Origin of the sequence: Aeoliella fuhlenseeensis, from assembly GCF_052161615.1 — a bacterium.
In the GTDB taxonomy this organism is placed as follows: Bacteria; Planctomycetota; Planctomycetia; order Pirellulales; family Lacipirellulaceae; genus Aeoliella.
The window spans coordinates 5,203,012-5,228,657 of the sequence record NZ_CP197417.1 but is presented as its reverse complement, the minus strand read 5'-3'; the positions used below and the strand labels follow the sequence as shown (position 1 = coordinate 5,228,657).

The 25,646-nt window shown below is 59.1% G+C and carries 24 protein-coding genes; 16 read left to right on the top strand and 8 right to left on the bottom strand.

The features are described 5' to 3' along the window. Window positions 1-22: 22 nt before the first annotated feature. The 4 genes from SH292x_RS20525 to SH292x_RS20510 form a co-directional block, all read right to left on the bottom strand. Entirely contained in the window at window positions 23-460 is a 438-nt protein-coding gene (locus tag SH292x_RS20525; protein ID WP_442482893.1) for a hypothetical protein, read from the bottom strand. Window positions 461-494: 34 nt separating this feature from the next. After that, the gene (locus SH292x_RS20520) at window positions 495-1,475 is read right to left on the bottom strand and encodes a DUF1559 family PulG-like putative transporter (protein ID WP_442482892.1); all 981 of its coding nucleotides are present in this window, start codon (window positions 1,473-1,475) and stop codon (window positions 495-497) included. A 73-nt stretch (window positions 1,476-1,548) separates the two neighbouring features. After that, window positions 1,549-3,003, bottom strand: coding sequence for a hypothetical protein (locus tag SH292x_RS20515; protein ID WP_442482891.1), 1,455 nt, complete (start codon window positions 3,001-3,003; stop codon window positions 1,549-1,551). A gap of 102 nt (window positions 3,004-3,105) precedes the next feature. After that, a complete protein-coding gene (locus tag SH292x_RS20510; RefSeq protein ID WP_442482890.1) occupies window positions 3,106-3,825 on the bottom strand; it encodes a PEP-CTERM sorting domain-containing protein in 720 nt (239 codons plus the stop codon). A 23-nt stretch (window positions 3,826-3,848) separates the two neighbouring features. Between SH292x_RS20510 and SH292x_RS20505 the strand changes: the two genes are divergently transcribed. From SH292x_RS20505 to SH292x_RS20490, 4 genes are all read left to right on the top strand, one after another. Then, window positions 3,849-4,028 (top strand): hypothetical protein, encoded by a 180-nt coding sequence (locus SH292x_RS20505; protein WP_442482889.1) that lies wholly within the window; start codon window positions 3,849-3,851, stop codon window positions 4,026-4,028. Window positions 4,029-4,381: 353 nt separating this feature from the next. Further along, window positions 4,382-5,548, top strand: coding sequence for a XylR family transcriptional regulator (locus SH292x_RS20500; RefSeq protein WP_442482888.1), 1,167 nt, complete (start codon window positions 4,382-4,384; stop codon window positions 5,546-5,548). A gap of 327 nt (window positions 5,549-5,875) precedes the next feature. Continuing rightward, complete coding sequence (locus tag SH292x_RS20495) at window positions 5,876-7,597, top strand: glycoside hydrolase family 172 protein (protein ID WP_442482887.1); 1,722 nt, start codon at window positions 5,876-5,878, stop codon at window positions 7,595-7,597. A 55-nt stretch (window positions 7,598-7,652) separates the two neighbouring features. Continuing rightward, the gene (locus tag SH292x_RS20490; RefSeq protein WP_442482886.1) at window positions 7,653-8,612 is read left to right on the top strand and encodes a family 43 glycosylhydrolase; all 960 of its coding nucleotides are present in this window, start codon (window positions 7,653-7,655) and stop codon (window positions 8,610-8,612) included. A 12-nt stretch (window positions 8,613-8,624) separates the two neighbouring features. Here the strand turns inward: SH292x_RS20490 and SH292x_RS20485 are convergent, their stop codons facing one another. Next, window positions 8,625-9,791 (bottom strand): substrate-binding domain-containing protein, encoded by a 1,167-nt coding sequence (locus SH292x_RS20485; RefSeq protein WP_442482885.1) that lies wholly within the window; start codon window positions 9,789-9,791, stop codon window positions 8,625-8,627. Window positions 9,792-10,125: 334 nt separating this feature from the next. Between SH292x_RS20485 and SH292x_RS20480 the strand changes: the two genes are divergently transcribed. Together SH292x_RS20480 and SH292x_RS20475 are read left to right on the top strand one after the other, a co-directional pair. Continuing rightward, on the top strand, window positions 10,126-11,016 hold the full coding sequence (locus SH292x_RS20480) for an AraC family transcriptional regulator (RefSeq protein ID WP_442482884.1): 891 nt from the start codon (window positions 10,126-10,128) through the stop codon (window positions 11,014-11,016). Window positions 11,017-11,323: 307 nt separating this feature from the next. After that, a complete protein-coding gene (locus tag SH292x_RS20475) occupies window positions 11,324-12,436 on the top strand; it encodes a pentapeptide repeat-containing protein (RefSeq protein ID WP_442482883.1) in 1,113 nt (370 codons plus the stop codon). A 175-nt stretch (window positions 12,437-12,611) separates the two neighbouring features. Here the strand turns inward: SH292x_RS20475 and SH292x_RS20470 are convergent, their stop codons facing one another. Continuing rightward, entirely contained in the window at window positions 12,612-12,749 is a 138-nt protein-coding gene (locus tag SH292x_RS20470; protein ID WP_442482882.1) for a hypothetical protein, read from the bottom strand. A 316-nt stretch (window positions 12,750-13,065) separates the two neighbouring features. Here SH292x_RS20470 and SH292x_RS20465 point away from each other — a divergent pair, with 316 nt between their 5' ends. Then, window positions 13,066-13,479: a hypothetical protein gene (locus tag SH292x_RS20465; protein WP_442482881.1), complete on the top strand. Its 414-nt coding sequence runs from the start codon at window positions 13,066-13,068 to the stop codon at window positions 13,477-13,479. Window positions 13,480-14,115: 636 nt separating this feature from the next. On the opposite strand, the gene SH292x_RS20460 is transcribed toward SH292x_RS20465, so the two are convergent. Both SH292x_RS20460 and SH292x_RS20455 read right to left on the bottom strand, forming a co-directional pair. After that, entirely contained in the window at window positions 14,116-15,801 is a 1,686-nt protein-coding gene (locus SH292x_RS20460; RefSeq protein ID WP_442485875.1) for an HD-GYP domain-containing protein, read from the bottom strand. 228 nt (window positions 15,802-16,029) lie between these two features. Next, entirely contained in the window at window positions 16,030-17,076 is a 1,047-nt protein-coding gene (locus SH292x_RS20455; RefSeq protein WP_442482880.1) for a site-2 protease family protein, read from the bottom strand. Between the two features lie 563 nt (window positions 17,077-17,639). Between SH292x_RS20455 and SH292x_RS20450 the strand changes: the two genes are divergently transcribed. The 9 genes from SH292x_RS20450 (at window position 17,640) to SH292x_RS20410 (ending at window position 25,641) form a co-directional block, all read left to right on the top strand. Then, window positions 17,640-18,209 (top strand): hypothetical protein, encoded by a 570-nt coding sequence (locus tag SH292x_RS20450; protein WP_442482879.1) that lies wholly within the window; start codon window positions 17,640-17,642, stop codon window positions 18,207-18,209. 141 nt (window positions 18,210-18,350) lie between these two features. Further along, the gene (locus SH292x_RS20445) at window positions 18,351-18,548 is read left to right on the top strand and encodes a hypothetical protein (protein WP_442482878.1); all 198 of its coding nucleotides are present in this window, start codon (window positions 18,351-18,353) and stop codon (window positions 18,546-18,548) included. A 136-nt stretch (window positions 18,549-18,684) separates the two neighbouring features. Continuing rightward, the gene (locus SH292x_RS20440) at window positions 18,685-19,500 is read left to right on the top strand and encodes a PEP-CTERM sorting domain-containing protein (RefSeq protein ID WP_442482877.1); all 816 of its coding nucleotides are present in this window, start codon (window positions 18,685-18,687) and stop codon (window positions 19,498-19,500) included. A 109-nt stretch (window positions 19,501-19,609) separates the two neighbouring features. After that, window positions 19,610-20,374, top strand: coding sequence for a PEP-CTERM sorting domain-containing protein (locus SH292x_RS20435; RefSeq protein ID WP_442482876.1), 765 nt, complete (start codon window positions 19,610-19,612; stop codon window positions 20,372-20,374). Between the two features lie 139 nt (window positions 20,375-20,513). Next, a complete protein-coding gene (locus SH292x_RS20430) occupies window positions 20,514-21,308 on the top strand; it encodes a PEP-CTERM sorting domain-containing protein (RefSeq protein WP_442482875.1) in 795 nt (264 codons plus the stop codon). A gap of 140 nt (window positions 21,309-21,448) precedes the next feature. Beyond that, entirely contained in the window at window positions 21,449-22,357 is a 909-nt protein-coding gene (locus SH292x_RS20425; protein ID WP_442482874.1) for a PEP-CTERM sorting domain-containing protein, read from the top strand. Between the two features lie 106 nt (window positions 22,358-22,463). After that, window positions 22,464-23,285 (top strand): PEP-CTERM sorting domain-containing protein, encoded by an 822-nt coding sequence (locus SH292x_RS20420; RefSeq protein WP_442482873.1) that lies wholly within the window; start codon window positions 22,464-22,466, stop codon window positions 23,283-23,285. Between the two features lie 158 nt (window positions 23,286-23,443). Beyond that, window positions 23,444-24,274, top strand: a complete 831-nt coding sequence (locus SH292x_RS20415; protein ID WP_442482872.1) for a PEP-CTERM sorting domain-containing protein — start codon at window positions 23,444-23,446, stop codon at window positions 24,272-24,274. 338 nt (window positions 24,275-24,612) lie between these two features. Further along, the gene (locus SH292x_RS20410) at window positions 24,613-25,641 is read left to right on the top strand and encodes a sigma-54 interaction domain-containing protein (protein WP_442482871.1); all 1,029 of its coding nucleotides are present in this window, start codon (window positions 24,613-24,615) and stop codon (window positions 25,639-25,641) included. Window positions 25,642-25,646: the final 5 nt, after the last annotated feature.

Sequence of the window (25,646 nt, the reverse complement as noted above, 5' to 3'; positions counted from 1 at the left end):
CAGCGTGGGAAATGGCGAGAGGCTAACTTCCGGTGGAACTGAGTTCGAAGTTGTGGGTGTTCTCGGACCAAGCGGACGACACCGTCACGCGTAGGGTCGAATCGGTGTTGTACTTCGCAGGAATGACGTTTTCCAGCAGTTTGCGGCGGCCAGAGGGCTCGTTGGGGTGCGCGACCCACTTGTTTCCTTCGACCATCGACGTGATCTCCACCCGATACACGCCATTAGCAACTAGGCCAGTGCTCACGGCCGGGACTTTGTAGTGGCCATTTTCGATCGACGCTCCAGCGTCCGCCGAGTTGGTTCCTTCGACGGCCACGAATTTGATTTGGCCCTCCTTGAGCGGTTGCCCATCCAGCGTAACCTGCCCCTCGACGGCACGAACTCCGCGCGAGTCGCAACCGACCATCGCGGTCAGGGCAAGGCCAAGGGCCAAATTGCAAACAAAGGTACGTCGCATAAACTGCCTTCCGCCGATTGACCGGTGAGCGAACCTAATCTAGCGACACTTCTCCGCCATTGATGCTTCCCAATCCTTGCCACACCCGAGTCGCAATCGAGTCGCTCACAAAATGGACGGAGCCATCCACCCGAGCCGCGGTTACGCCGCCCGGGTGATGGCTCCGTGCTGCCCAGTAAGCTGTACCGAACGTGGGCGACCGCTTGCAAGGCGCTTCGGGCCGCGGGGTGATACCGCAAGCATGCGCGTCGAGGTCGGGTTCGGTCGAGTTGGGTCCAATTCGATGCGTGTAAGCCACGCCGTGGTCGACGGACCAAGTGCCCCGGAAATCAAGCTCGCCATCGGTACCGGCAATGACTTCGGAGAACGCGTAGGTGTTGGACAACCCGTCGGTGACGTGACGAGGCTTGCGTGTCAGATTGAAGTTGAACAGCGCGAGCGTCCCCGAAGCTGCCGCCGGATTATAGAAGGTGTTTGAGGTTAGGGGATCCTTCTCCCAATTACCCGGCTCGACCCACGATCCATCGGCGGCGAAACACCCCACGTAATTCGAATGTGCCCAGCCCCAGTTGCCGACAAAACCGGCGGAGTCCGAAGGGCACAGGAACGACTCGATTTTCTGCTTGAACAGCGGACCATTTATGGCGGCGAAGTTCGTAACGCGGTCGCCCACCGTCCAGTCGTACTGCTCGTAGATCGCATTCGACTCCATGTACGGCATCAGGTAGACTGTCCACTGGTGGACGATCTTTCGATCTCTTTCGTTGTCGGCCTGCGAGCCCGTGGGGAAGTGCCCCTTGGCGCTCAAGAAGTTCTGATTTGCTAAGCCGATCTGCTTCAGGTTGTTGGTGCACTGCGAACGCCGTGCCGCCTCGCGAGCTGCCTGGACAGCTGGTAGTAACAGCGCCACGAGGATGCCGATGATGGCGATCACCACCAGCAGTTCCACCAGCGTGAATGCCGCGCGGGCGAGGCGGAACTTCTTGCGTTCGGTCCGTAGATTCGAGATTGTCATCGCTTGATGCACCTGATTGTTGAACACACGGATCCGACCGTGCTGTCTACCCAATGCTTTACGCGAAGTGGCCTTAACAAGGGGTCTTTCTCACCGCCAGCAGCGCAGAGGTTAGGAGAGCTACGACGAGAAGCGAGCTTGGCTCGGGAACCGCGTTGGTCGACAGCGTGGGGGCAACGCTCGCTCCCAAGTTGTCCCGCCAGATGGTGTAGTCGGCCAGGTCCACAACGCCATCGCCGTTGCCATCGGCGAGCGTACCTGCCGTGACGGATTGGCCGAACGAGCTTTTCCAAACGCCGTAGTCAAGGTCGTCCACCATCAGGTTGTTGTCGTAGTCGCCCGGTAAGCTGACGGGGCCGTCCAGTGTCAGCCGCACGTTATCGATAAGGTAAGTGACGCGAGGATCAACGGCGTTCGAACTGGCATCTTTACCCTCGGCAACCATCACCAGACGCAACATGCTGCCGATGTGGGGGGAGTCGGCTGGGATGTCGAACGTAACTTCCAAGTCCGTCAAGCTCGTCGTGTTGAGCGCGTCGAGTGGAACGGGATGCGAGAGCAACAGGGACTTCACATTCCCTGGGGCGATGACCTCGACATTGAGCTTCAGCGGAGTAGTCGTTGCTTCGAAGCCCGCTTCCATGGCGGCGGCCACATTCCACGTGTACGTACCAGGCAGGATAGCAGCCACGTCCTGGTAAAGAGCACCTACCGAGTTGGTATCGGTCGACACACTGCGAACTGAGACGAACCCCAGCTGATCGCCATCCTGAGTGCCGGCTAAGGGAGTTTGAGGACGATAGTACCCTGCACTCCCGTGGCCGCTCATCGTCGAGGTCCAGACCTCGGTTTCGAACGAAGCCTGCCAAACCCCAAGCGACCGCTGCTCGCCACCCGTTGGCGTGTACTTGAGCTGCACGTCGTCCAGGTTGTAGGCCGCGCCCGTCCCCGTGGTCCCACCGTCTTGAGACTGATTGTTAAACACCATTCGCAAGTACTGACCAATCGCAGGGTGGCCACTCGCGATCTCGACCTGGGCGGAGTATTGCGTGAAGCTGTCGCTGCTGAACGTCCCCACTGGATTGATATTCTCACCGAGCAAGATCTTGGCACCACCAAAGCCGAACGACTCGAAGTTCAAGTAGAACGGCGAAGTGGAGGGCTCTTGGCCCGGCTGATGCGCGACAAGCACGCTCACGTCGTAGATGCCTTCGCGAATAATCGTCGCGTCCTGGTAGATCGTGGCACGCGTGCTGGCCGTGCCCCCTGAGTTCACGAAAATTCTGCCAACCGAGTTGCCAACCTGACCGGCAAGGGGAGGGTCGGGCGCGTAAGTACCTACCTGCCCGGCCGATGCGCGAGAAAACGTCCACCGCCCCATGTGCCCCGTTTCGCTCGTGGCGGGAACAACGGTCGACTCAAAGGAACCGTTGGGGATCGGAATGTCGATCGCGAATACCGACTCGCAACCTACGTACCCACTCGCTATCAGAACGAATCCGGCCAACACACGCCATTGAAGAGACATCGGTTACTCCATACTCACTTGAATAAGAATATTTAGACTTGAGAGCCTCTGTTCCTGACTCGATACAATGCTGGGGGCACCGGACCTTGAGCGCCAGGAGCTTCAGCGGCGGTTCTGGCAACGCACTATGCCCACCACAACGGCACACCCCACGAGCATCATCGCTACGGTGGCGGGCTCGGGAATGCGATGGGTCATCCGAATGTTGTCGACGTTGTACGACCCGCGCGGGTCGTTGGGGTTGCCGCCGGGATCCTGGCCTTGGACCAGCAAGACGATGCGCAACGTCTTCCCTAAATGCGGCGACGTGTCGGGAATCGTAAGCGAGGCTGTGATATCGGTCAGCGTCGAGCTATTGAACGTGCCAACCGGAAACGATGTGCTGCCTAGCAGTGTGGTGCCGCCGCCGATGGCCTCGAAGTTCAATCGAAAGGGAACGACTGTCGGAGGGACCGCCGCCTCGAGCCCAACCGCGGCCGTCAAGTCGTAGTATCCTGGCACGATTGTGCCCACGTTCTGCCATAGTGCAGCGAGGCCTGGTTGGTCTCGCACAAAGAGGTAGCCGAGTTGATTCAAATCTTGATTCGTGTAAAGGGCGGGACTGGGATAGAACCGACCGGCACCGCCTCCGTTCTGCTGTACTCGATTCCATCCGGTCGGAGCACCCCCGCCGGTTCCTAGCGTCAGTGCGGCTAGTTCAAACGATGGATTGTTAATGGGGATAGTGGCGGCAACAGCATGGACGCCAAAAAATGTGGTTGCTAGGCACGACAACACCGCCACTCGCGAGGCGGAGGAAGCGGACATGAAGAAGCGGATCATTAGCGAGCTCTCCCAGTTGCGTGGTGCAGGAAAACGAAGGTCGCACAGGCGAACGCGCGGACAAGTTAGGTCACGACGGTCTTGGCAGTGGTGAAGGGGAGCTCGCCCTTCACTTCATTGCCAAGACGCCTTCAAGCAACGGCATGCCCAAGCAGATCGATGCGGCAGGACGCATGCATCGATTCTGGATGTCGTCTTCTTAAGCGGCCAACAGCCGCTCGCAAGACCCACCTGTAAACATCTGCGACAAGTTACGCCCGTTGAGTCACCGCAGTGATGAACTCTTCAATCGAGTGTAGCCACCGACCCATTCGCCGCAATGAGATAGGACGGCAATGTTATTGAGATATTTTTCGCATCGAGTTGAGATAGGTTTCTTGAAGAAGGGGTATGGTTTTTCGCCTCGTTTTCCGGGTATTATCGAAAAAGGCGGTCAAACCTGCTGCCTTTTGGCCTCTTCACCCAGCTCGTCTGTAGCATTCGCCATTGAGCTACGTTGCAGGCACCGCTTCAAGCTTTGAGCGACGGTCCGCTACGTTGTTGACGTTGGAAAGCCATGAACGACTCTAAACTCCGTCGCCCCCAAGTGGCGCTCGACATCGAAACATCTCGCGTCTACGGGCGCCGGATACTCCAAGGGATTTCGCGCTACTTGGTGGCCCATCGTCCGTGGTCCATTTACGTCGAGCAGCACGAGATCGGAAGCGGTGTGCGTAGTTTACTATCGCGCTGGAAAGGCGATGGCATCATCACTCGCCAAGCAACTCCTGACGATGTCCGACTGCTCCGACGGCGCGGATTAGCTGTGGTGGACTTGAGTAACTTCTTGCCACCGTTTGGAATTCCACGGATCAGCTCGGCGGATCGCGCGATTGGCAGACTCGCAGCGAATCACTTTCTCGAACGAGGTTTCACCAACTTCGGATGCTGTGGCTTCGCAGGTCAGCACTGGTCGCAGCAGCGACGCGAAGACTTCGCCTCCGCGGTGCAGCATTCTGGTTATCACTGCGAGGTGCTGGAGCAAACGCTGAAAACCCGAGCACAACAATGGGAGCGTGACCAGGACGAGATGGCAAGCTGGCTCGCCCGTCTCCCCAAACCCGTCGCCGTGCTTGCCACCAACGACCTGCTGGGGCACCACGTCCTCGATGCGTGCGCGAGGGCATCGCTGCTCGTCCCCGAGGAGATTGCGGTGCTCGGCGTCGATAACGACGAGCTGCTCTGCAACCTATGCAGCCCCTCGCTGTCAAGCGTGATTCCCGATCCCGAACGCATCGGATTCGAAGCCGCCTCATGGCTTGACAGGATCATGGATGGCGAAGTGATCTCCAACGATGCTGTGCTCGAGGTGCCAGCCATCGGCCTCGCCATTCGCCAGTCGTCGGATATCCTTGCCGTGGACGATCCCGATGTAGCGAGCGCCCTCAAGTACATTCGCGACCATGCGTGCGAAGGAACAAGCGTCAATGACGTCGTGAAACATTTGGCCGTCTCGCGAAGTTGGTTAGAGCGAGCCTTTCGAAAGCACCTGAAACGCTCGCCGCAGGGGGAGATTCGCAATATTCAGGTCCGCCGCTGCAAGGAGCTGCTCAGTACCACCGAGCTTCCACTGGAGAAGATCGCCAGCCTGTCCGGCTTCCGTCACCCCGAGTACATGAGCGTCGTCTTCAAACGCGAAACCTGTCAGACTCCCGGCCAATATCGGGCGCAGCATCGCACTTAAGGGCGGTCTGCGTGGGCACACATTGCGACGAAGATTCTAGGCCATGGACTCCGTCTCCTCAAAAACATCCGAGGAATTGTCCCCTTCTCTCGGGTAGCCGCGCAAAATCGCCGTTTTGCTCCGCGTTTTGATGCTATGAGATGATGCCGGCATCGGTCCGCACGGATCTCTGTGTGTGCTAAATAGTCCATGCGCTCCCTCAAAAATCTATGGGCGCAACCCGAGGCCCCAGTTGGAATAGAGGTTCCCAATCGCGACCCTGCTCATCCAGTAGCAGTCCGTCGCGTTCCAACACTTGTTCTTCGATTGGCTGAGGCGGTTGATCCCATGTTAATGCGCTGTTCGTTGCTCCTAACCCTCGCGTGTGCCCTGACACTGCCCGCCATCTCGAGAGCCGCGGCTCCGATCACCATCGAGTCGCTACTGCACGAGATGACCGACCGCGATGCGTTGGCACGCTTCCCACAACCCAGCTACACCTGCGCCCAGTCGAGCAGCTACGACCGCGACTCGGTCTCGCCCAACGATGGCAAGTCGTGGTTCGCCAACTGGGACCGCAGCCAGTTCGTCCGCATCGAGGAGAACAACGGCCGCAAAGAGTACGTGCTGCACGATCAAGACGGCCCCGGCGCACTCGTGCGATTCTGGGCTACCTGGCATGGTCCCAAAGGCAAACCGTTCAGCAACGGGACGCTCCGCGTTTACATCGACGGAGCCGAGAAGCCCGCGATCGAGGGATCGGTGCAAGACGTTATCGATAGCGGGCTGCTTTGTGGCGAGCCACTATCGAAAGGCGTCTCTCCCAAGACCGCCTACGCCCAGCGAGGTCACAACCTATACCTGCCCATTCCCTACGCCAAGCATTGCAAGGTGACGTACTCCACCGAGGTCCCCGTGGACAAGGGAGGCCGCGAGGGCGAGGCGCTGTACTACCAGATCAATTACCGCACGTATGGGAAAGACGTCGAAGTCGAGTCGTTCTCGATGGATCGCTTGGCCGCTGCCCGTAGCGCGATCGAAGCCACCAACAAGACGCTCGCCAGCGGTGCTCCCAAGCCGACCGCGGATTGGCGGTCGACGGCACTTCCCGAAACCATCGCGCCGAAGAGTCAGTCAGAGCCCGTACGTATCACCGGCCCAGGGGTCATTCGCTCGATGCAGGTGCGACTCGAGGCCGACAACTTAGAACAAGCCCTACGGTCCACAGTGCTCGAAATCCGCTTCGATGGCGAGCGAACCGTGTGGGCGCCACTCGGCGATTTCATGGGAACCGGTTACGTCGTCAGCCCGTTCCAGACGTGGTACTGCAGTGCCGACAAGGAGGGCACGCTTCGCTGCTCGTGGGTGATGCCGTTCGAAAGCGAAGCCGAGATCGTGCTTCATAACCTGGGCGATCAGGAAGTCCGCCTCGCCGACGCCAGCGTCTACCACACCGACTGGAACTGGGACGACCGTTCGATGCACTTCCACTCCACTTGGAAGCAGCTCACCGAAGTCGAAACCCCTGGCAACAAGAACATGGACGCCGAAAACGCCGAGGACGTGAACTACGTGACGGTCCAAGGCGAAGGAGTTTACGTTGGCGACACGCTGACGCTCTGCAATGGTGCCGCCTCGTGGTGGGGCGAAGGCGACGAGAAAATCTACGTCGATGGCGAGTCGTTCCCCTCGCATTTCGGAACCGGAACCGAAGACTACTACGGCTACGCCTGGTGCCGGCCCGAGTCGTTCGAGTCTCCGTTACACGCCCAACCCAACGGCGACGGCAATCTGAAAGGGGGCTACTCGGTCAACAGCCGCTATCGCGCGCTCGATGCCATTCCGTTCAAGGAGTCGCTGAAGTTCGACATGGAGCTATGGCACTGGGCGGCCACAAAGATCAACTACGCCCCCACGACCTTCTGGTACGCGAAACCAGGTGCCACTTGCAACATCGAGCCAGCCCCGGAGGACGCCGCCCGCCCCGTTGCCAAAGCGAAGGACGAACTCGCCGCCGCCGTGCGAGTCGATGGTACGATCGCGATTCAGGATCGTGGGCAACAACCCTAGCGTCGAACTGAACCCAAGACGCGAATTCGCCCACTCAATTCGTAAAGAGCACCCGATGACTCCAAGGCTATTTGCATCCCTTGCTATTCTCGCTTGCTGCGCGGCAGTGGCTCGTTCGGACGAACCCCTGCGAGAGATCACGCATCCCCACTTGAAAGTCGGCGAGTTTCGTCGCGTCTACGACCCTAGCGCAGGCGAGAAGGAGCCGTGGTACATCAACGACCACACCTTCATCCGCGATAAGGAGAACGTGTGGCATTTGTTTGGCATCACGCACGCCGAGCCAGCCAATCCGCTGGACGAGCTCCATTTCGTCCACGCCACGGCAGGCGAGTTGCTCGAGCCGCAGTGGGCGAAGCAGCCGCACGCCCTCTCGGTCGACCGCTCGCCGCGCTGGAACGAGAAGCACCTGTGGGCGCCCCACGTGATCGAGCGCGACGGGCTCTACTACATGTTCTACTGCGCGGGGGGCGAGACCAACGAAACCTACCGGCTGCACCTCGCTACCTCGCCCGACCTCAAGACGTGGACGCGTAGCGATGCCAATCCGCTGGTCACCGATGGCTTCGACGCCCGCGATCCGTGCGTCTTTCGACACGGCGACAAGTGGATCATGTACTACACCGCTAATCGTCCGGCCGCCGAGGGCAATCACGTGGTGATGGCGGTGACGAGCGACGACCTGCTCCACTGGGGCGATCCGAAGGTCGTGTTCACGCATCCCGTGGTCGGCAAGTGGGGCGGGCCGACCGAATCGCCGTTCGTCTTCGAGCGCAACGGCAAGTACTATCTCTCGACCTGCGAGATGCCACCTTACGACAGCACCACCTTTTGGGTAAGCGACTCACCCTACCACTGGGACATCGGGAACGCCGTCGGTGCGACGCCGGCGCACTGTGCCGAGGTCGTCCGCGATGGCGACAAATGGTACGTCAGCCGCGCGGGCTGGGGCCGCGGTGGAGTCTACCTAGCCGACCTGGAGTGGCTCGACGACAGCTCCGATAGTCCGGAGTGAGTCGACCAGACGCTAGTTCGAGCACACCGCCATGCGAAATTGCTGGCGGTACTCGGTGGCCGTCACGCCGCAGTGTTTGCGGAACACTTCGCAGAAGTATTTGAGCTGTGCGAATCCCGCTCGCTCAGCGACCGTCGAGATCGGATAGTCGGTCTCGGTAAGCAAGAGCCTAGCCCGGTTGAGCTTCACGCGAATGATTTCCGCCTTGATCGTTCGCCCTCGCGCCTTTTTGAAACGTCGCTCCAGGGTGCTGGATGCCTTCGAGACGCGATTGACCACGTGGCTTGCGAGGATGCCCTCGGTGGCGTGTTCGCGAATGAACTGGAGCGCGTCGGCCACGACATCGTCATCGATGTTCAGCGTTTCGGTGGACCGGCGAGCCGCGATGCCGCGGGGTGGGCCCAGGTAAGTCCGCTGCTTTTCCGCCACCCCACCTCGCATCAGCCGGTCGAGCATCTCGGCGGCCGCGTAACCAATCTGGCTCGGATTCACGTCGATGCTGGTCATCGAAGGAATGGAGAGATGGCACAATTGGGGGTCATTCCCCACACCAATCACCGCCACTTCGTCCGGTACCAAGAGATCTTCGCGGCTACATGCATCAAGCACCTGCTGACCCAACGCATCGTTAGAAGCCATGATTCCCACCGGCTTGGGCAGCGTCGCAATCCACGCCGCCAGCCGCTCTTGCTGTTCTTCCCAACTCAGCCGGTAGTCGTTGGTCCACACGCTGTAAGTCTGGCCAGAATCGGTCACCAGTTCCTCGAAATGCTTGCGGCACGAATCGGCCTCAGGGTCGTCGTCTTTTGACGTTCCACAGAAGGCGAACTGCCGGAGGCCAAGACCCCGCAAGTGCTCGTAGGCCAACTCGGCTACTGGTTGGTTGTCGACGCCAATGAACGGGAAGGGAGAGTCCGCAACCATGCCACTTAGATCGATGGCCGGCACGCCGGCCTTGGCGATCATGTTGGCGATCGCCGGCGAGGTGATTTGTGCCAGAACCCCATCGCCATCCCAGTTTCGCAACCAGTCGGCAGGCGCATCTCCTCCGCAATGCCGCTGGATGTAGATCGACCACGGACCGCCATCGCGCTGGTACCGGGCCACGCCGCGGAGCAATCCGCGGGCGTACTCCTGGGAGGCTTCAATCAGAATCGCTACACGAGGTCGCTTCGCCATAGTTGAACTCACCGCCATGAATCGTGTCCGTTGCCGCCAAGCAAATCGCCGTGACTCGACCGTCTCAGCCGCTGGCGTGCACCCCCTCAACCCTTTCGGAAGCAGCTTCCGTAGCCGCTCCCCCTACGTACCTCTAGCAAACCTTATTAAATGGACAGAATCCATGGACTTTCGGGCCCGGTACATGGACTATTTAGGCCTGTCGCGTTGGCCAATATTTTGCGGAAGGGGGATGGCTAGTGTATGCTAACCCTCGGCGAACGGACCCGAATCGCCCACGAATTCGCCAATTGCCGTCCTGTTTTACCCTCTCACCTCGCTCAATATTTCCTTCATGCTCGACGGCCGCGTAAGCTTGGCGGGAAAGTCTATCCCCATCGCAACCGCGGTGGCGAACGCCCGGTACTGCTTCCCTTCGAGTCACAAACACGACCAAAAGTCCCCGTCGCTCCGCCTGCTATGTGCCGGCCGCGAGCAGTGCTTGCCGGGGTACCACGTCCAGCGATCCGACTTCCGTTGCCAACTGGTCGAGCTCGTCGTCGAAGGCCAAGGCACGGTCCGCGCGGGTGGCGAGAACCGCGAGGTCTTCCCGGGCATCGTCTTCAGCTACGGAATGGATTCGCAGCACGAGATCTGGACATCGCCCGACGGCCCGATGACAAAGTACTTTGCGGCCTTCGAAGCCAATGGTTTCATGGACGCCGGTGAACTGCAAAGCATTCGCTGGATCCGCGACTTATCGACCATGCAAGTTCTGTTTGAAGAACTCATCCGCGAAGGCCAGCGCGACGGCGAGCTGGCGCGGCAGATCACGTCTACTTATCTGGAGCTCATCTTACTCAAGGCCCGCGAGGCGCTCCCGGACGACCGCATTCCTCAGCACCACGCCAGCAAGGGCCGCGACCTGTTCGAGCGAGCACTCGCCTGCATCGAGACCGACTACTGCGAATTGGGCGGCCTCCGCGACCTCAGTCGCAAAGTGGGCGTCGAACCGAATTACTTGTGCCGCCTCTTCCGCCGCTTTGGCCAAGAGACTCCCATCCAGTGCCTGTCACGCTACAAGCTTAACTTCGCCGCCGAACTGCTCCTCAGCCAAACCCGCTCCGTCGCCGAAATCGCCACGATCGTCGGCTACTCCGACCAGTTCTACTTCTCCAAGGTCTTCAAAAAACGCTTCGGCAAATCCCCGAACACCTTCCGCAACGGCCATCAGGGAGAAGAATGAGGGTCAGAACCCGCAAGCTAGAATCCGAACGGCTAGCAAATTAGCCCCGGGATTTATCCCGGGGTGATGGCGTTCTTTCCTCTTCATCTCCCTCCCCCTAGTCGTCGCGCATCCAGCACCGCCATTGTGAGAACGCTAATCGCGACGACGCCCTCGGGGGAGGGCCGGGGTGGGGGCAGGGAGTAGAGTCGGGTTTCCACCCGCACCGCGACCGTCAATAAAGGTTGCGGCTGTGCAGTGCTGCCCCGATAATAAACCCGCGGGCAAAGTCCCTGCCGCTTTTGCGCCTGAGTACAAAGGAGCTTTCATGAACGCGCATCCGTGTCGAAGCGTGGCCGCGCACGTGGCACTCATAATCCTGCTGGCCTTCGGTGTGTTTCAATTCGCAGTGGCAGACACCGAAAGTCCACGCGTTGTTCTTGGCCCATCTGCAGGAGATTTGATTGCAGGCCCCGGTATGAACGCCACCGGGAGAAACTTGCAGGGTTCTGAGTTTATCGGTCAAGATCTGACAGGCGCGGTGTTCGACGGTTGTAATCTATATGGAGTTCTATTTCGAGAGTGCGATCTGTCACACGCATCCTTCCAGGGCTGCATCCTCAACGGGACCTATATGGATGCTTGCGAATTCGATGGAGCTGTATTTACGAATGCAACCATCAATGGTGCAAACTGGTCGAAGGGGCGATTCCGCGGCCTTCTTGAACTTTCACCCGAACAGCTTGGGTCAACACAGTCTTACAAGACCAAAGATCTCCAAAAGTGCCTAATAAGCGGTTTAAACGGCCGCGTGCAGTTCGATTTTCAGGATGCAAATCTCGAGCACGCCCTGTTTGTAAACGGAGATTTCAGTCAATGCGTGTTCACTAACGCAGAAATCAGTAGTACATCGTTTTCGCATTGCACCATCACCTTCAAGCAGATTGCGTCAACAAGAAGTGTTAAAGCGGGACGGCTATTCGCTGAGATCTACAGTATGATCGGGAAGTGCGACCTGTCCGGGCTCGATCTGCGGGGGTCAGACCTGCCGGCAGAATTCTCCGGTCAACCTGTCGACTTACAAGACGCAAATATCAACGGTTCTACTTTGCGAGGATTAACCAGGGCACAGCTCTACTCCACTGCGAGCTACAAGAGAGGGGAACTAACAGACATAGCCTTCAAATCAGCAGACCTAACTGACTGCGCCTTCGCTGGAGTTAATCTGACAGGATCGACGTTTGAAAAGTGCAGCTTACTACACGCCAATTTCGACGACGCGGTAATCACCGGAGTCAATTTCGAGCCGTATGCATCGGCAGAAAGTGAAGGCCTGACGGTTGAACAGATCAGGTCGACGTGGAATTACAAGCACGGACGCATGGAGGGAATAGTGCTTCCCAAGTATCTCGCTGAGGCGGCTTCACTCGGGACGGAGTAGCGGTAGTCAAAAAGACCTTCTGCAGTTCAAATCTGTCACACATCTTTAGGACGCCGTCATGGTTCGAACAAGCAATCATTGGACGCGCAGGTGTGAACGTTTAGGCCCCAGGCGGCCGCGGGCCGCGGTGGTTATTGGTCTACTTGCGACGATGCTGTTGGTCGCATGTCCGACGCTAGACGCGCAGCCGACCGGTGGAGGGGATACCGCGAAGGACTCCCGCGTATTCCTTGAACTCGGGAGCAGCGACTACAGCCACGCGATCGCAGCCCTCAAGGAAGCGGAGAATACCACTCACGTCCAACTGCGACATCCTGGAGACCGAGAATGGTTCGGCGAACCCCTTCCGAGGGGAAATTCCTCTATCGGTCATGACAAGGGTGTCTGAGCTTCCGTTTCTCTACCAACTGAGCGTGTGGTCCGGCAGTTGGTCGGAGGAGACGGCGAGCCTGCTCGGCAAATGTTCTGCGCTAAAGTCCTTGCATTTGGGAGGAAGCCAACTTGGGGAACGAGACTTCGAACGAATTGCAGAATTACGATCGCTCGAAGAGATCAGTTTTCGTAGTGATTTCTCGCCGCGCTGCTTCATTACCCTCGCTAAGCTGCCGAATCTTCGTCGCATTCGCGTAGTGGGTTACGGCGACCACTTTCCTCACCATCACCTCGATCAGGAGACGATCGCAGCAATTGCTTCGCTGGACGGACGATTAGAAGAGTTTTCCGCCCATGGTGTGTCCGACGATGAAATGGGCCTTTGGATTGGCCCCGGCGTTGCTAGAGAAATGTTCAAAGTATCTTCGCTTCGGGTGCTGCGAATCGAGATGGTTTTGTGCGGCTTGACGCTCAAGGATTTCGAACCTCTTCAGTCCCTCCACAAGCTGACCGAGTTCCACGTGGGATGGGGGCCCAGTCCTAGCGGTGACGAAGCGGAAATTCGATCACTTCTCGAAGGCGCTTCTGAGAAAGTGCAGACTCGAACGTCTCCGCCGGTGCCGGGCCACCCAAATCCGCCCTCTGCTGCTAGTTCAACTGCCGGCGAGTAGCGTTGGTGCTACGCGACCTGGCCCAATCAGAAGCATTCATCCACGATCGCTCCACGCTAAGGGGAGCCCGTAGCTCGGACTCCCTTTTGAGGGCGCAATGTGGGTCCTCTGGGCGGGCACCGAGGTCGCGGTAGCCGGCGCCTTCGGCTGGGCGTTAAACGAGTTTTCCCCGAGATTCAGGCGCCAAAACTATTTCCACTTTTTTCCAGAATGTGACTAGAAAGCGCGCTTCGGGTGTGTTCTCATGTGCATGTTCGCGGTGTGAGTGAACGCATGTTCTTTGAAAACTGAATGATTTAGCGATAAACGACAAGCGGCGAGGTTGGCGGTGGCTCGAATTACGCGCATTGGTGTCATCCTGAGGGAGCCTCGGCGACTGAAGGATCTCCTTCGCCATTTGTTCGGCTCTCACAGGGGCGAGATTCTTCAGGTCGTGTTACTCCCTTCAGAATGACAAGTTGGTGGGGATCGCGAGACAGAGTAAAGTCGCACTGCGGTTTCGCGCTGCGACTTTACTCGACGAGGGTGCTGGGGAGTTGGCTCGTAAGTCGTGTCCGCCGTGACACTTACGCGGAACTCCCACAAGGCGGGAAAATAGTAAAGTCGCGGTCAATGCGATTTACGCAGAATGCGACTTTATTCGACCGCCGGATTCGCGACCCGGGGGACGATGCACACCCGCGTTTGGCGGTCGATTTCCACTACTTGGCGGATCTCGTCGCGGACCACGAAGAATGCCTCGATCACCCGCGGATCCCACTGGCGGCCCGACTCGCTTCGGAAGATATCGTCGAGCTTCTCGTGGGGCATCCCGGCGCGGTACGGGCGATCGCTCGTCATCGCGTCGAACGAATCGGCGACCGCAACGATGCGAGCATGCCACGGAATCGCTTCGCCACGCAGTCGGGCCGGATAGCCGCTGCCGTCCCACGCTTCGTGGTGGTGCAGCACAACGGGGAGCACGTGCTCGAGCTGCCGCACTCCCTTGAGGATGTGATAACCGAGTTCGGGATGACGCTTGATGTGCTCGAACTCCTTCGGCGTGAGTGCCGAGGGTTTGCGAAGCACCTGGTCGTCGACGCCGATTTTTCCAATGTCGTGAAGCAGCCCTGCCCAGTAGATCGAAGTGACTTCCTCGTGCGAACACTTGAGCTGCTTGGCGAGCAGTACCGAGATGCGGGCCACGCGTTCGCTGTGACCGCACGTGTAAGGGTCTTTGGCGTCGATCGCGGAACTGAAGGCCCGCACGACGCTCTCGAAGAAGTTGGTTTGGGCCTTGTACTGCCGCACGTTACCGGTGTGCATGCCAAGCATCGCCGCGACGCTGGAGAGCAGGCTGGTTTCGAGCGTGCCGAACTCCTTGGTCTCGCGGCCGACCGTGGGGCAATGGTTCACCGCGAGGAGCCATCCCGCGATGTCGCTACCGGCGCGAATGGGAACGCTGATCGCTTCGCGCACCGTAGCGTAACGCCAAGTGGGCGACGCGGTCATGTCGCGGTCGAGGAGCACGGTTTGCTCGCGAGCCTCGGGACCGATGTGCTCGAACATCGCCGGAAGGTCGCCCGCAGGGACAGGACACCGACCCGTGTAAATCCAGTCGGGCTCGTCATTCGCTTCGCCCGCGATGCACGCCAGCACGCACTCGGCAGGAAGCACGTCGCCGAGCCATTCGACGGCGAGGTCGATCAACTGATCGGCATCGCTCGTGAGCGAAAGTCGCTCGTTAATGCGGTGGAGCAGGTTGAGTTCGTCGAACGTCTGGAGCAAGTGTTGCGAGACGTTCGTGAGTTGATGCTTTAGCTTTTGATTCTGCGACTGGGCCGCGCTGAGGTCGATCAGGTTTTGACCAAGAGCGGCAATGGCTCGCGTCGGCCATACAGGTTGACGCATCGCCCAACGAAGGAGGACATCTGAGTGCAATCGAACAGCATACGCAGCAGCGGAGACATCGGTCGTGGCGTCGACCGGTTCGGTGACGAACGTCGCCAGCGCCAACCTCGTACACCACTCCTCGCCATCCGCGTGAATAGGAACCGCAAGCACAGCCAGCGGGGCACAGTCTTCGACGAATTCCGCGCGACCCCGTCGGGCCACTTCTTCGAGCAAACCGAGCCACGACGAGTGATCAATCGCCAGCCAATCGCCCAAACCACGATCGAGCTTACCGGTCGTGAGGTCGAGCACCGCGACCGGAACATCGAACGCTCGGCGAAGGCGATCGACGAGTTCCGAGGGCGCAGGCAAGCGCGCAGCACGAACCGCGAGGGTTTCGGTACCCGTCGCTGGCAGCGTTTCGCTCGTGATTGCCTGCGTCAATTGCACTGTCAAAGCGGCCTGGAGGCTTGTGGAAACGACCTCGCTTGTGCGAGGAATCGTTCTAACCCGCTGCACAAGAGCGGGTGTCCAAAAATACCTCAGAAGAATTTAGGGGGGAGACCGCATTCCCCAAGCTCCGGCAAACCGCGGCCTTAAAAGATCGTAAGCATCGCCCTGCAACGATTGCAGCGATTGGAGCGGCAATGGCTCGTGGAAAGCGCTTAGAAGCAAACCCTACTGCGGAGGGGCTTCGCGGTCTCGTCGGCGATCGCGATACCGTCGACTCGCCCGGCGGAGGAAGGCTTGATCGTCTTGAGAGAGGTGCTCGAACCCTTCGGTGTGAAGGCGAGCGAGGATGTCGTCGACCCGGGCGTCTTCGTAATCCTCCTGAGCTTTGCGTTTGCGTTCGTAACGCTCGCGAAGCTGATCGTAGTGCTGCTCGACGAGCACCATGTGGCTCGAATCCTCACGCCAGAGGTCGTCCTCGAGATCCTCGGCTTCGAGCGTCAGCCACTCGTCGTCGAGCGAATCGCCATCAAGTTCGGCGATGGCGTGCCAGTCGATCTGTGCGGCGACAAACAAGTAGAACGCGGCAAAAATCGGAATCATCCACACGTGACTTTGGGCCTCGACCATCGTGGCCAAGTAGAGCCCGCAGAACAGGAAACCAACCGAAGCCGCTTGAGCGAGACGTCCGGTTGCGAGATGAGCGGTGCGACGTCCGACCATGGGCCAGAGCAAGGATCGCAGCACGATCGCGGCGTCGAAAGGATAAGCAGGGAGCAAATTGACCAGGAACAATATCCAGTTAAGCCACAGCACCATCTTCACGGCCATCAGGCCAAGCGGTGCGGAGGTGGTGAACTCGCTCACCGCGGCGATGGGATGCAGCAGCGAAAGGACTTCTGACGCTCCCTGGAATACCAGCGGGCAAATGGCTGCGACCACCAACAGCAAGTGGACAGCAGGTCCCGCGAGAGCAACGAGCACCTGAGGCTCGGGTTCTTCAGCAAGGTCGGCGCGGTAGTCGCCACCCGAAGGACCGACAACCACAAGATCGACTTCGCCTCCCATGCGATAGGCGACGATTACGTGTGCCAGTTGGTGCAGAGCAACGCTCGCCAGCCACACACCGATGATCATGAGCCCCAGGATCGGGGCGTGAGCAGTGAGGGCGATGGTCGCGACGAACGCGAGCAAAAGCAATAGATGGATTTCGACCGTAGTTCCAGCCCAACGGCCTAAACCGACACTCCAACGAAAGCCAGTGTGCCAAACCATCCCGCGTTCCTAATCACTTGCCCCACGAGCGCGCCGATTCCCTCACCGGACGCCGGGTCAAGACCACTCGGTATGTTACCACTGTTGGCCCAAAGGGGCAAACAGTTGGAGAAGCCCTGGTTCGGAGCCTCTAAGCGGTGCTCGGAGAGAGGACGCTGGCTGATTCGCGGGAAGTCGGACCGCCAGCCATCGGCAACCCGAAAGGGGCAAGGTTGCTAGCGAGGCGGGCCGTGCTCGGCTCCGGAAGTTCGAAGGACGACGTTCGCTTCTCTGGCCAATCCGGGAGCGGGGACGCCCCGGCTCACCAGAATCTCGTCCATGCGCCCCAAAACGCCCCAGGGGGGCAGGGGCGAAACGTCCCGCTGGGTTAGGGCGAAACGCCCCAACCCGCCGCGGTCCATTTTCTTGCCGATTGCTTCCCAAAACTTCTAAGTGCCTGTTCCGCAACGGTTTGCGAGTTGACCTGCACTCCAGGCGCGCACTTTGGCACGCATGGTGCTTTTGGAGTACTCGTTGCCGTCTAAGTCACCCTCACCGCACAAGCCGCAAGAAGCGATTGATCGATGCCACCCGTTGCACCCACCTGCGTCGACCTGCTGCCCGCCATCGAAGCGGCTCCTTACGGGGTGGCGAGCCTGCGGTACTCGGCGGTTTACCTGATCGACGGCGACAAGTCCACCTACGACGCGGCCGTTGCAGGAGTCGACCTGACGCAGGTTTGCCTGCGTCACTTTACGACGGCTGCCGAGGCGCTGCGTGTCCCGAAGTTCGAAGCCCCGATGTTGTATTTAGTCAACGCGGCGCTGGCGGACATGTCGGGTTTTGACCTCTACGCGATGCTGCAAGAGCGCTGGCCTCAGGTGCCGGGCTATTTAATCAGCGATTCGTACAACGCCACCGACGAGATCCGAGCACGGTGTGCCGGCTCGACGCTTTATTTCTGCAAGCCGCTTTCCGAAGGCTGGCTTGCGTCGATGCTCGAAGGCATTTTGCCGGCCGCAGAACTCGCCGTTCCGACGGTGCCTGCGACTGCGGCCTTAGCCAGCATCCCAACACCATCTAGTACTCAACCCGCCCTGTTGTGGAAGCGTCCCGCTGTACGCCGTACGCCACACCACCGGCGACCTCAATAAACACCATCAGCATTTTTGGGGAGATGCGAATGAGAAAATTGTCCGCGCTTTGACTTCAAGATTGCCTTGCGGGTGGGAGGCCTCCCACCCACTGCGAATCACTTTCAACTTTCATCTACACACTATACCGGAGTTAGTCTAATGAACCTCACCGTAGAAATGGACGACGACCTGGACCTCGCCGAGGCACCACGTTTTCAAAAATGGAATCGGCCCGACCGCTGCTCGGCTCGCGAGAGCGTCCGCAAGGGTCTATGCCGGTCGAAGCGCACGAATGGCTCGCCGAGCTTCTCGCGTAGCGCAAGTTTCAAGAAGCAAGCGAGCCGCAAGTTCGCTTAGTGCATCGCAGAAGTTCCTACTCGAGCTTTTGCGCTCAGAATTCCTCACTGGCACACAAAGTGCGATGAGGGGTTGAGATTTTCCTATTCGCCAAGAGGGCATCCGCCCTGGCACATCTTATTAAGGGGATACGCTAATGACACTGCAACATCGTCTGCTCGCCAGTACGCTGGCTCTTTTTCTCACCACCAGTCTCGCGCAAGCCGCCACGGTGGTTGTAACCGACGCCGCCACGAAAGCTTTGGTCACCGGCACTGCGCCTGCGGTTCCGACTTTTGACGAAGCCAAGATTGGCACCGGATCGTGGCAGGCCAATGGAGTCGCTAAGTCGAGCATTTCATTCTCGCTCGCAGACCTGGGACTGAGCCCCACCACCACGATCACCGACATCTCGTCGATGAGTTTCAGCACGCTGAAGTCGACCACCGGTGGTTCGGCTCCCGACTGGTACCTAACCGTATACACGGTACCTACCTTCAATCCTATCTCGGATAACGGTGCGGCTTGGTACGGCGTTCGCATGACGTGGGAAGGGTTGTACGCCAACAACTTCTCCAATCCTGCTAATCAGTGGAACACGTTTAGCACGGACCCGGGTACTAATCAGCTTACCATGATCGATTCGAACACCACCAACTTTGGTTTCTATGGTGCTCCGACTCTGCAAACCCTTCAGGCCAACAGCGGCGTGATCAATTGGTCGACCTACCCGACCAGCAGCTCGGTCGCGACGTTCGACTACAACGAGTCGCCGATTCTGGGCTTCGTTCTCGAGACCGGCAGCGGATGGGCCAACGGTTTTGATGGCTACTTGGACGAGTTCACCGTCACGGCTGGCGGCGTCTCGACGACCATCAACTTCGAGCGTGTCCCCGAGCCGGGCTCGATCGCCCTGGTCGGCCTCGCCGGTCTGTTCGGCACCGCAGTCTACCTGCGTCGTCGCTGGGCCTAAGCCAATCCTGGTTAAGGTGTTTCGCTCACGACCCCCAGCGATCGCGTCGCGACCCGCGACGCCGCTGGGGGGTCTTTATTCTTCCAATTATTGATTCAGGAGTCTTTCGATGAAACGCAACCCATACATGATCGCCGCTATCGCAGTCCTACTGGGACTCGGCACGGCCGCCTCCCACGCCAGCACGGTTCTAGTCGGCGGGCTCTATGAAGTCGATACCGACCTGACCGTCAAGTCGCTGACCAGCTCTTCGGGAAGTTTCAATGTTGTCAGTCACGACTACGACGACCTGTTTGCGCTCGATTACAACTGGGGCTCAAGCAACGACACAGACCTCGCCGGCCAGCAGCAGGAACGATTGAGTTTCAATACGGCTCCCACGGTCGCCGGTCCAGGCTCGTCCATTCTCGCCGGATTTCTCAACCCGGTGACCAATGGTGCCGGCATCGACGTGATCTTCTTCGAGAGCGGTGACGCACCGACAACAAACCAGCCGGGCCTGCCCGAAGCGGACTGGCTCAATCCACTCGCGAACAACCAGATTGAGTTGCTGGCCGTCAGCGTGGACCGTACGGCCGGTAGCTGGGTGGATGTGGTCGTCCTCGACTTTCTAACCGGAGATGAAGTTGGGGAAGACGGGGTGACCGATTACGGCGTGTATGTCTACGGCCTCGACCTTTCGACGCTCGGCATCGCGGACGGTGCCACTGTTTCGCAGCTGTACGTTGGCAACACTGTCGGCTCGATCGCAAGAAACCCGGACGTGGTCTATGCAGCAGGTGCCAATGTAATCCCCGAGCCATCGACCATCGCCATCCTCGGCATCGCCGGTGTGGCCGGTCTCGCGATGGTGCGTCGCCGCCGTCAAGGCTAACGGAGTCAGTCGCCCGTAGCCCCGACCAAGCTTGGTCGGGGCTCTTCGGGGCTTCCTTAGTCGAACCGTTCTGGTCCCAAACTATTCCCTCCACTACTTCATACAAGTTTTCTACGACTTGCACTTAAGGGTTACGCTAATGTCTTTCTCCAAGAACATTCTTTCGATCGCTCTGGCCGTTGTCTCGGCCTCGGCGGCCGCTACTGTCAAGGCGGATCAGTTTTTTGACTTCGGCACTCCAATCATGACCGGTCCCTCGCAGGCTGCTGGCGTCTGGTACACCGATCGCTATGCTCCGGCAGGCTTCACCGCGTCCGTCTTTTTCGATACCGACGAGCGATTGCAACAGTCGATTAGTGCAACGGATGGTGCTGACAGCCGTCCGGGTGCATTCTCGAGTGCGTTCTACAACACCCAAGGCCGCAAGTACGACCTCGAAGTCGGAACCGGCGAAATGTCGATCCAGCTCTACATTCCCTCCACTTGGGAAACCTCCAACGCTCGGATGGCGGGTTTCTGGGGAACTGGTTTCGACGACGCCAACGCAGTCTCGGCCTACCCCATTCTCGAATTCACCTCGGAAGCAGCAAACCCCCGCTTTCGTGGCTACGACAACGGTGTGTGGATCGACTTGGGACTACCGACCGGCTTCGCCTACGACACTTGGCAAGAGCTTGGCATCTCCCTCCTCCCTTCGGGTGAGATTGAGTACACCGTGGGAGACATTTCGGCAACGACGACCATGCTCGCCGGCAACGGTACCACTTCGATCGGCAACGTGATTCTGCAAGGCCACAACTCGCAGATCGGCGTCTCCTACGACATCTACTGGGACAACCTGTCGACTACCGTAATCCCCGAGCCATCGACCATCGCCATGCTCGGCCTCGCCGGTGTGGTTGGTCTCGCCATGGTGCGTCGCCGCCAAGGCTAACGAAACCCCTTAAGTGGCCTCGGCCGCTACGGCGGCCGGGGCTTTCTTAAACTCTCGCGTATCGATTCGACTGCTTCATCACTTCTTTAAAACATTCTGCGTTCGACGAGTTCGCAACTTCGACTTAAGGGAAACCGCTAATGACTACCAATTTGCACAACCTGAAGAAACTGTCTTCGACCATCGTGGCCTTGATGGCTGCGGTGATCATAAGCGGCCCATTGGCCCTGGCTGCCCCCTTCGTGGCAATCACCGACGTCGCATCTTACACGGGCTCGGTCACCTCGTATGCCACGCTGGCAGATGCTCAGAGTGGGACCAACGCCCTGGGCACCTACGCCATACCTGATCGAGTGACTGCGGCCCCTAACAATACACCATTCCGGGATGCCGCGATCTACACGGTTAACGATTACGCACCGGAAGGCAGCGATATCAACATCCTGATGACCGCTTGGTATTACACCACCGTTGCTGGTAACCCGCAGAGCGGACTTGGTAACCCCAACAATACCAATACCGGCTTCGTGCAGCTTTACGATGACGGCAACGACACGGTCACCACGAGCAGCGGTATTTTCAGCAACTTGCAGGGCGGGGTCTACACTGACTATCACCTTCAAGTAAGCGGTTCGAATGCCGGGGCTACTGAATTCGCGAGACTCTGGCCTGCAGCCACCAACGGCGCGGCAGCAGCGACCAGCGGCGGCATTTTCCATAGCTACGAGTTGGATGTCCTGTTCAGCGGATTGGACGGCCAGGCAGTTTCGCCCGGCATCTACCGATCGGATCTCGATCCAACGTCCGTCACCGGCTCGTTCAACGCCATCTTCGAAAACACCAGTGCGGGTCACACCGGCTTCTACACGGTCGACTTCACTTTCGGAATGGATAGCTGGGCCGTCGCTCAGAACACCCTTGGAAATCTGAATGGTGATGTGTCGGGAAGCGTGTTTGTTGGCACCGTCCCCGAGCCGTCGACCGTCGCCCTCCTCGGCATCGCCGGTGTGGCTGGTCTCGCCATGATGCGTCGCCGTCGCCAAGGCTAAAGAAACCCCTTAAGTGGCCTCGGCCGCTACGGCGGCCGGGGCTTTTACAACACAGATTCCATCTTCAAGCAACTTCTGAATTCATACTTAACTAAGGATACGACTAATGACCACTTCCTTCGCAACTCTCGTTCGCTGCCTGGTTCTCGCCGGTGTTGTTCTCTCGACCAGTGTCGCTCAGGCTGCTTTCGTTCCCTACGTCATTCGTAACAGCGGCGGTGGAAACCCACCCGTCATCCAAAACAACAACACGTACGTGCCCAACGCCACGGAGTTCGTAATCAGCGAAGGTGGTCAGAAAGCGGCTTGGGGTTCCAACGACGTCAATGGCGCAACGATCCAAAGCCTCACCGACCTGTCGATTACGCGGTACGACGATCCCAGCCGGTTCACGGCTGGTTCGGGTCCCGCCGTTGCCCCCTACTTCAACATTTGGATTACGGACGGCATGCAGTACGCCGTTCTCGCCAACGAGCCCTCGAATCCCAGCTTTCAGCCGCTGTTCGAGACGACCATTGATGGTTACAAGCAGTACAGCTTGAGCTTCAGCGACATTCAAGACGAACCTGTCAAGGTTTACGAAACCGCCAATGGTGGGACCAACAATACCTGGGTGCATGCCGCTCTCGGCAAGACCGGTATGGGATTGACCTTCGCGGACGTTGCGAACTTTGTGATCGAAGCACCGGATGCCGCCTACATCACTGGTGGCAACGGTGTTGGCACCGGAGCTCCTCGTGAACTCGGCACCAACGTTGCCTACGGTTTCAACTGGGTATTCGGCGACACCTTGAGCAACTACGTCTCGGGTGCCGAAGGCTACGTGGTTGGCAACCCCAACGCCATCCCCGAACCCTCGACCGTTGCCATCCTCGGCATCGCTGGTCTGGCCGGTCTCGCCATCGTGCGTCGCCGTCGCCAAGCCTAAGGCATCCTAGTTCTCACGCCGCTCGCTCGATCTGCTACGGCAGGACGAGTGAGCGGCCTTTTTTATCTCTCTACTTTTCGCTGTGGCCTTCGAGATGCTCCATGGATGTGTTTGCGGAGGGGAGCGAGCGGGCGGCACTTGCAACAAGGATACGGGTCATGAACAACGGCATTCGATTCATTGCGACGATTGTAGTAGCGCTGGCAGCAACCGCTTCAACTCAAGCCGGCACGGTTCTTAGTTGGGGCCCGACAAGCGACCTGCCTAATGGCGTGCTGGGGCTAACGAGCCTCGCCGTTAACGGTGCGGAAGAACGCTTCACCAATCCGGGCAACGGTGGCTTCGACGTTGGCTTCCGAATGACGTCTCCGAATCTTGCCTATACGGGCAACACCGGCTTCTTTGGTACCACCGACGAACCGAATCTGCCCAACCCACCATCGCCGGCGGGTGGCAACTACATTTACTTCAGCCCCGCCTCGGGATCGCCGAACACCGTGTTCTTCGAGATCCGTTTCTACGCCACCGGCACCAACACGCCCATCGACGTGACGGGTCTTAAGATGCAGCTCGAAGATGTCGAGCGTGGCGGTGAAACCCGCGAATGGATTGTTGGTCCGAAGATCATCTCGGGCGGCGTCGCCGAGTCGTTGTCATTCGCCGACACCAGCATCTTCACCGTGCCGACCGGCGACTGGGCAGCGATCATCAATGATCCGGTAACCGTCGATGGCGAGTCGATGTTTCGCGCGGTCTCCGGTTTTGGAGTCGTCGGCGGAACTCAAGCCGGCAAAACGATGGGCATCGATCTCTCGGACACACCGCTGTCCTACTTCCGCATCGGAACTTCGAAGGCCGGAAACGGCGGGAGCTGGCTGATCGGTACCTTGGGCGAGATTACGCCGGTCCCCGAGCCGTCGACCGTCGCCCTCCTCGGCCTCGCCGGTTTGGCGGGTGTCGCCATGGTGCGTCGCCGTCGCCAGGGGTAAGAAAAGCTTTTGGAAGCAGCCCCGACCAAGCTTGGTCGGGGCTATTTCAACGCTCAGTATCTCTAAGGCTTATGAAGACAACGACTTAGGGAAAATACGACCAACGACGAGGGGCCAGCAACCGCTGGTCCCTCGTTGCGTTTCGCCGCATCCCCTCAGGTAAAATTAGGATCGCTCAGGTGCGATTTTTGGCATTATTGGGATTGAATGCTTTCTAATCGTTCGCGCGGTTATTAAACTAAGCCTCGGCCCTTCGGCCTGCCGTAACCGGAACCCGGCAGACCACAGCCCACCCACCCTTGATAAGCACCCTACGATGTTCCCACCCGGTGCCGCTAATGATCGCGACCCCATTGCCTCGACTGGTAGGCCAGTCAGCATGGATGTATGAAACGCTCGAAAGAATCGAGCAAGTTGCCCCTTACAAAGCGAATGTCCTCGTGTCGGGTCCTAGCGGAACCGGCAAAGAGCTCGTTGCGCGTGCAATCCACGCCGCAAGCGCTTGCGCGAACGGTCCGTTTCTGCCGGTGAACTGCGCCGCGATTCCCCAATCGCTGTTCGACAGCCAGATGTTCGGCCACGTGAAGGGTGCCTTCACCGGTGCCGAGTACGAATCGCTCGGCTGCTTTCGTGCTGCCCAGGGTGGCACGCTGTTTCTCGACGAAATTGGCGAGCTTGATCTCGATCTTCAAGCCAAGCTGCTCCGCGTTTTGCAGGATCGCCAGGTCACGCCCGTCGGCAGCCAGACGCCGCAGCCGATTAATGTCCGCATCGTCGCCGCGACGAATCGCGACCTCGAACAAGAAGTGGCTGCCGGACGTTTTCGGCTGGACCTCTACTACCGCCTGAACGTCATCGAGATCCCGACGATCGCGCTCGCCGAACGGCCGGCCGATATCGAGACGCTCAGCCGTTTCATGCTGCACAAGGCGTGTGCCGAGAATGGCATGCCCGCCAAGACCATCACGCCCAGCGCGATGAACGTGCTGCTCGCCTACCACTGGCCGGGCAACGTCCGCGAGCTGCAGAACCTCATGGAGCGGGCCGCCCTAGCCTGCCCCGGCAGCGAACTCGACGCCGAGGCGCTCGATCGCCTATGGAACCGCCGACCCGCTGCGGCCCCTGGGCCGAGCCGTGTGATGCCTGTCGCCGTCGAAGCGCGGTCCGCGTCACTCGTTGACGACTGGAAGTCGCTCGAAGACATCGAAGCCGAGCACATCGCACGGACTCTCGAACGCGTGGAACTCAACAAGAGCGCGGCGGCCCGGCTTCTCAAAATCGACCGCAAACGACTCGATCGCAAGATCGAGAAGTACAACCTCCTGCGATTCACCCTCCGCGATCGCCGCGAAGCGGCGCGGGCGTAGGGGAA

Coding starts and splice junctions, on each gene's coding strand:
- SH292x_RS20450 (WP_442482879.1), top strand. CDS start 17,640: ATGCCACCCGTTGCACCCACCTGCGTCGACCTGCTGCCCGCCATCGAA.
- SH292x_RS20420 (WP_442482873.1), top strand. CDS start 22,464: ATGACCACTTCCTTCGCAACTCTCGTTCGCTGCCTGGTTCTCGCCGGT.
- SH292x_RS20455 (WP_442482880.1), bottom strand. CDS start 17,076: ATGGTTTGGCACACTGGCTTTCGTTGGAGTGTCGGTTTAGGCCGTTGG.
- SH292x_RS20485 (WP_442482885.1), bottom strand. CDS start 9,791: ATGGCGAAGCGACCTCGTGTAGCGATTCTGATTGAAGCCTCCCAGGAG.
- SH292x_RS20440 (WP_442482877.1), top strand. CDS start 18,685: ATGACACTGCAACATCGTCTGCTCGCCAGTACGCTGGCTCTTTTTCTC.
- SH292x_RS20470 (WP_442482882.1), bottom strand. CDS start 12,749: ATGTCGCAGTTGGACGTGAGTGGTATTCTCCGCTTCCTTGAGGGCTGC.
- SH292x_RS20430 (WP_442482875.1), top strand. CDS start 20,514: ATGTCTTTCTCCAAGAACATTCTTTCGATCGCTCTGGCCGTTGTCTCG.
- SH292x_RS20475 (WP_442482883.1), top strand. CDS start 11,324: ATGAACGCGCATCCGTGTCGAAGCGTGGCCGCGCACGTGGCACTCATA.
- SH292x_RS20520 (WP_442482892.1), bottom strand. CDS start 1,475: ATGACAATCTCGAATCTACGGACCGAACGCAAGAAGTTCCGCCTCGCC.
- SH292x_RS20515 (WP_442482891.1), bottom strand. CDS start 3,003: ATGTCTCTTCAATGGCGTGTGTTGGCCGGATTCGTTCTGATAGCGAGT.
- SH292x_RS20525 (WP_442482893.1), bottom strand. CDS start 460: ATGCGACGTACCTTTGTTTGCAATTTGGCCCTTGGCCTTGCCCTGACC.
- SH292x_RS20445 (WP_442482878.1), top strand. CDS start 18,351: ATGAACCTCACCGTAGAAATGGACGACGACCTGGACCTCGCCGAGGCA.
- SH292x_RS20500 (WP_442482888.1), top strand. CDS start 4,382: ATGAACGACTCTAAACTCCGTCGCCCCCAAGTGGCGCTCGACATCGAA.
- SH292x_RS20495 (WP_442482887.1), top strand. CDS start 5,876: ATGTTAATGCGCTGTTCGTTGCTCCTAACCCTCGCGTGTGCCCTGACA.
- SH292x_RS20490 (WP_442482886.1), top strand. CDS start 7,653: ATGACTCCAAGGCTATTTGCATCCCTTGCTATTCTCGCTTGCTGCGCG.
- SH292x_RS20410 (WP_442482871.1), top strand. CDS start 24,613: ATGATCGCGACCCCATTGCCTCGACTGGTAGGCCAGTCAGCATGGATG.
- SH292x_RS20480 (WP_442482884.1), top strand. CDS start 10,126: ATGCTCGACGGCCGCGTAAGCTTGGCGGGAAAGTCTATCCCCATCGCA.
- SH292x_RS20415 (WP_442482872.1), top strand. CDS start 23,444: ATGAACAACGGCATTCGATTCATTGCGACGATTGTAGTAGCGCTGGCA.
- SH292x_RS20510 (WP_442482890.1), bottom strand. CDS start 3,825: ATGATCCGCTTCTTCATGTCCGCTTCCTCCGCCTCGCGAGTGGCGGTG.
- SH292x_RS20435 (WP_442482876.1), top strand. CDS start 19,610: ATGAAACGCAACCCATACATGATCGCCGCTATCGCAGTCCTACTGGGA.
- SH292x_RS20425 (WP_442482874.1), top strand. CDS start 21,449: ATGACTACCAATTTGCACAACCTGAAGAAACTGTCTTCGACCATCGTG.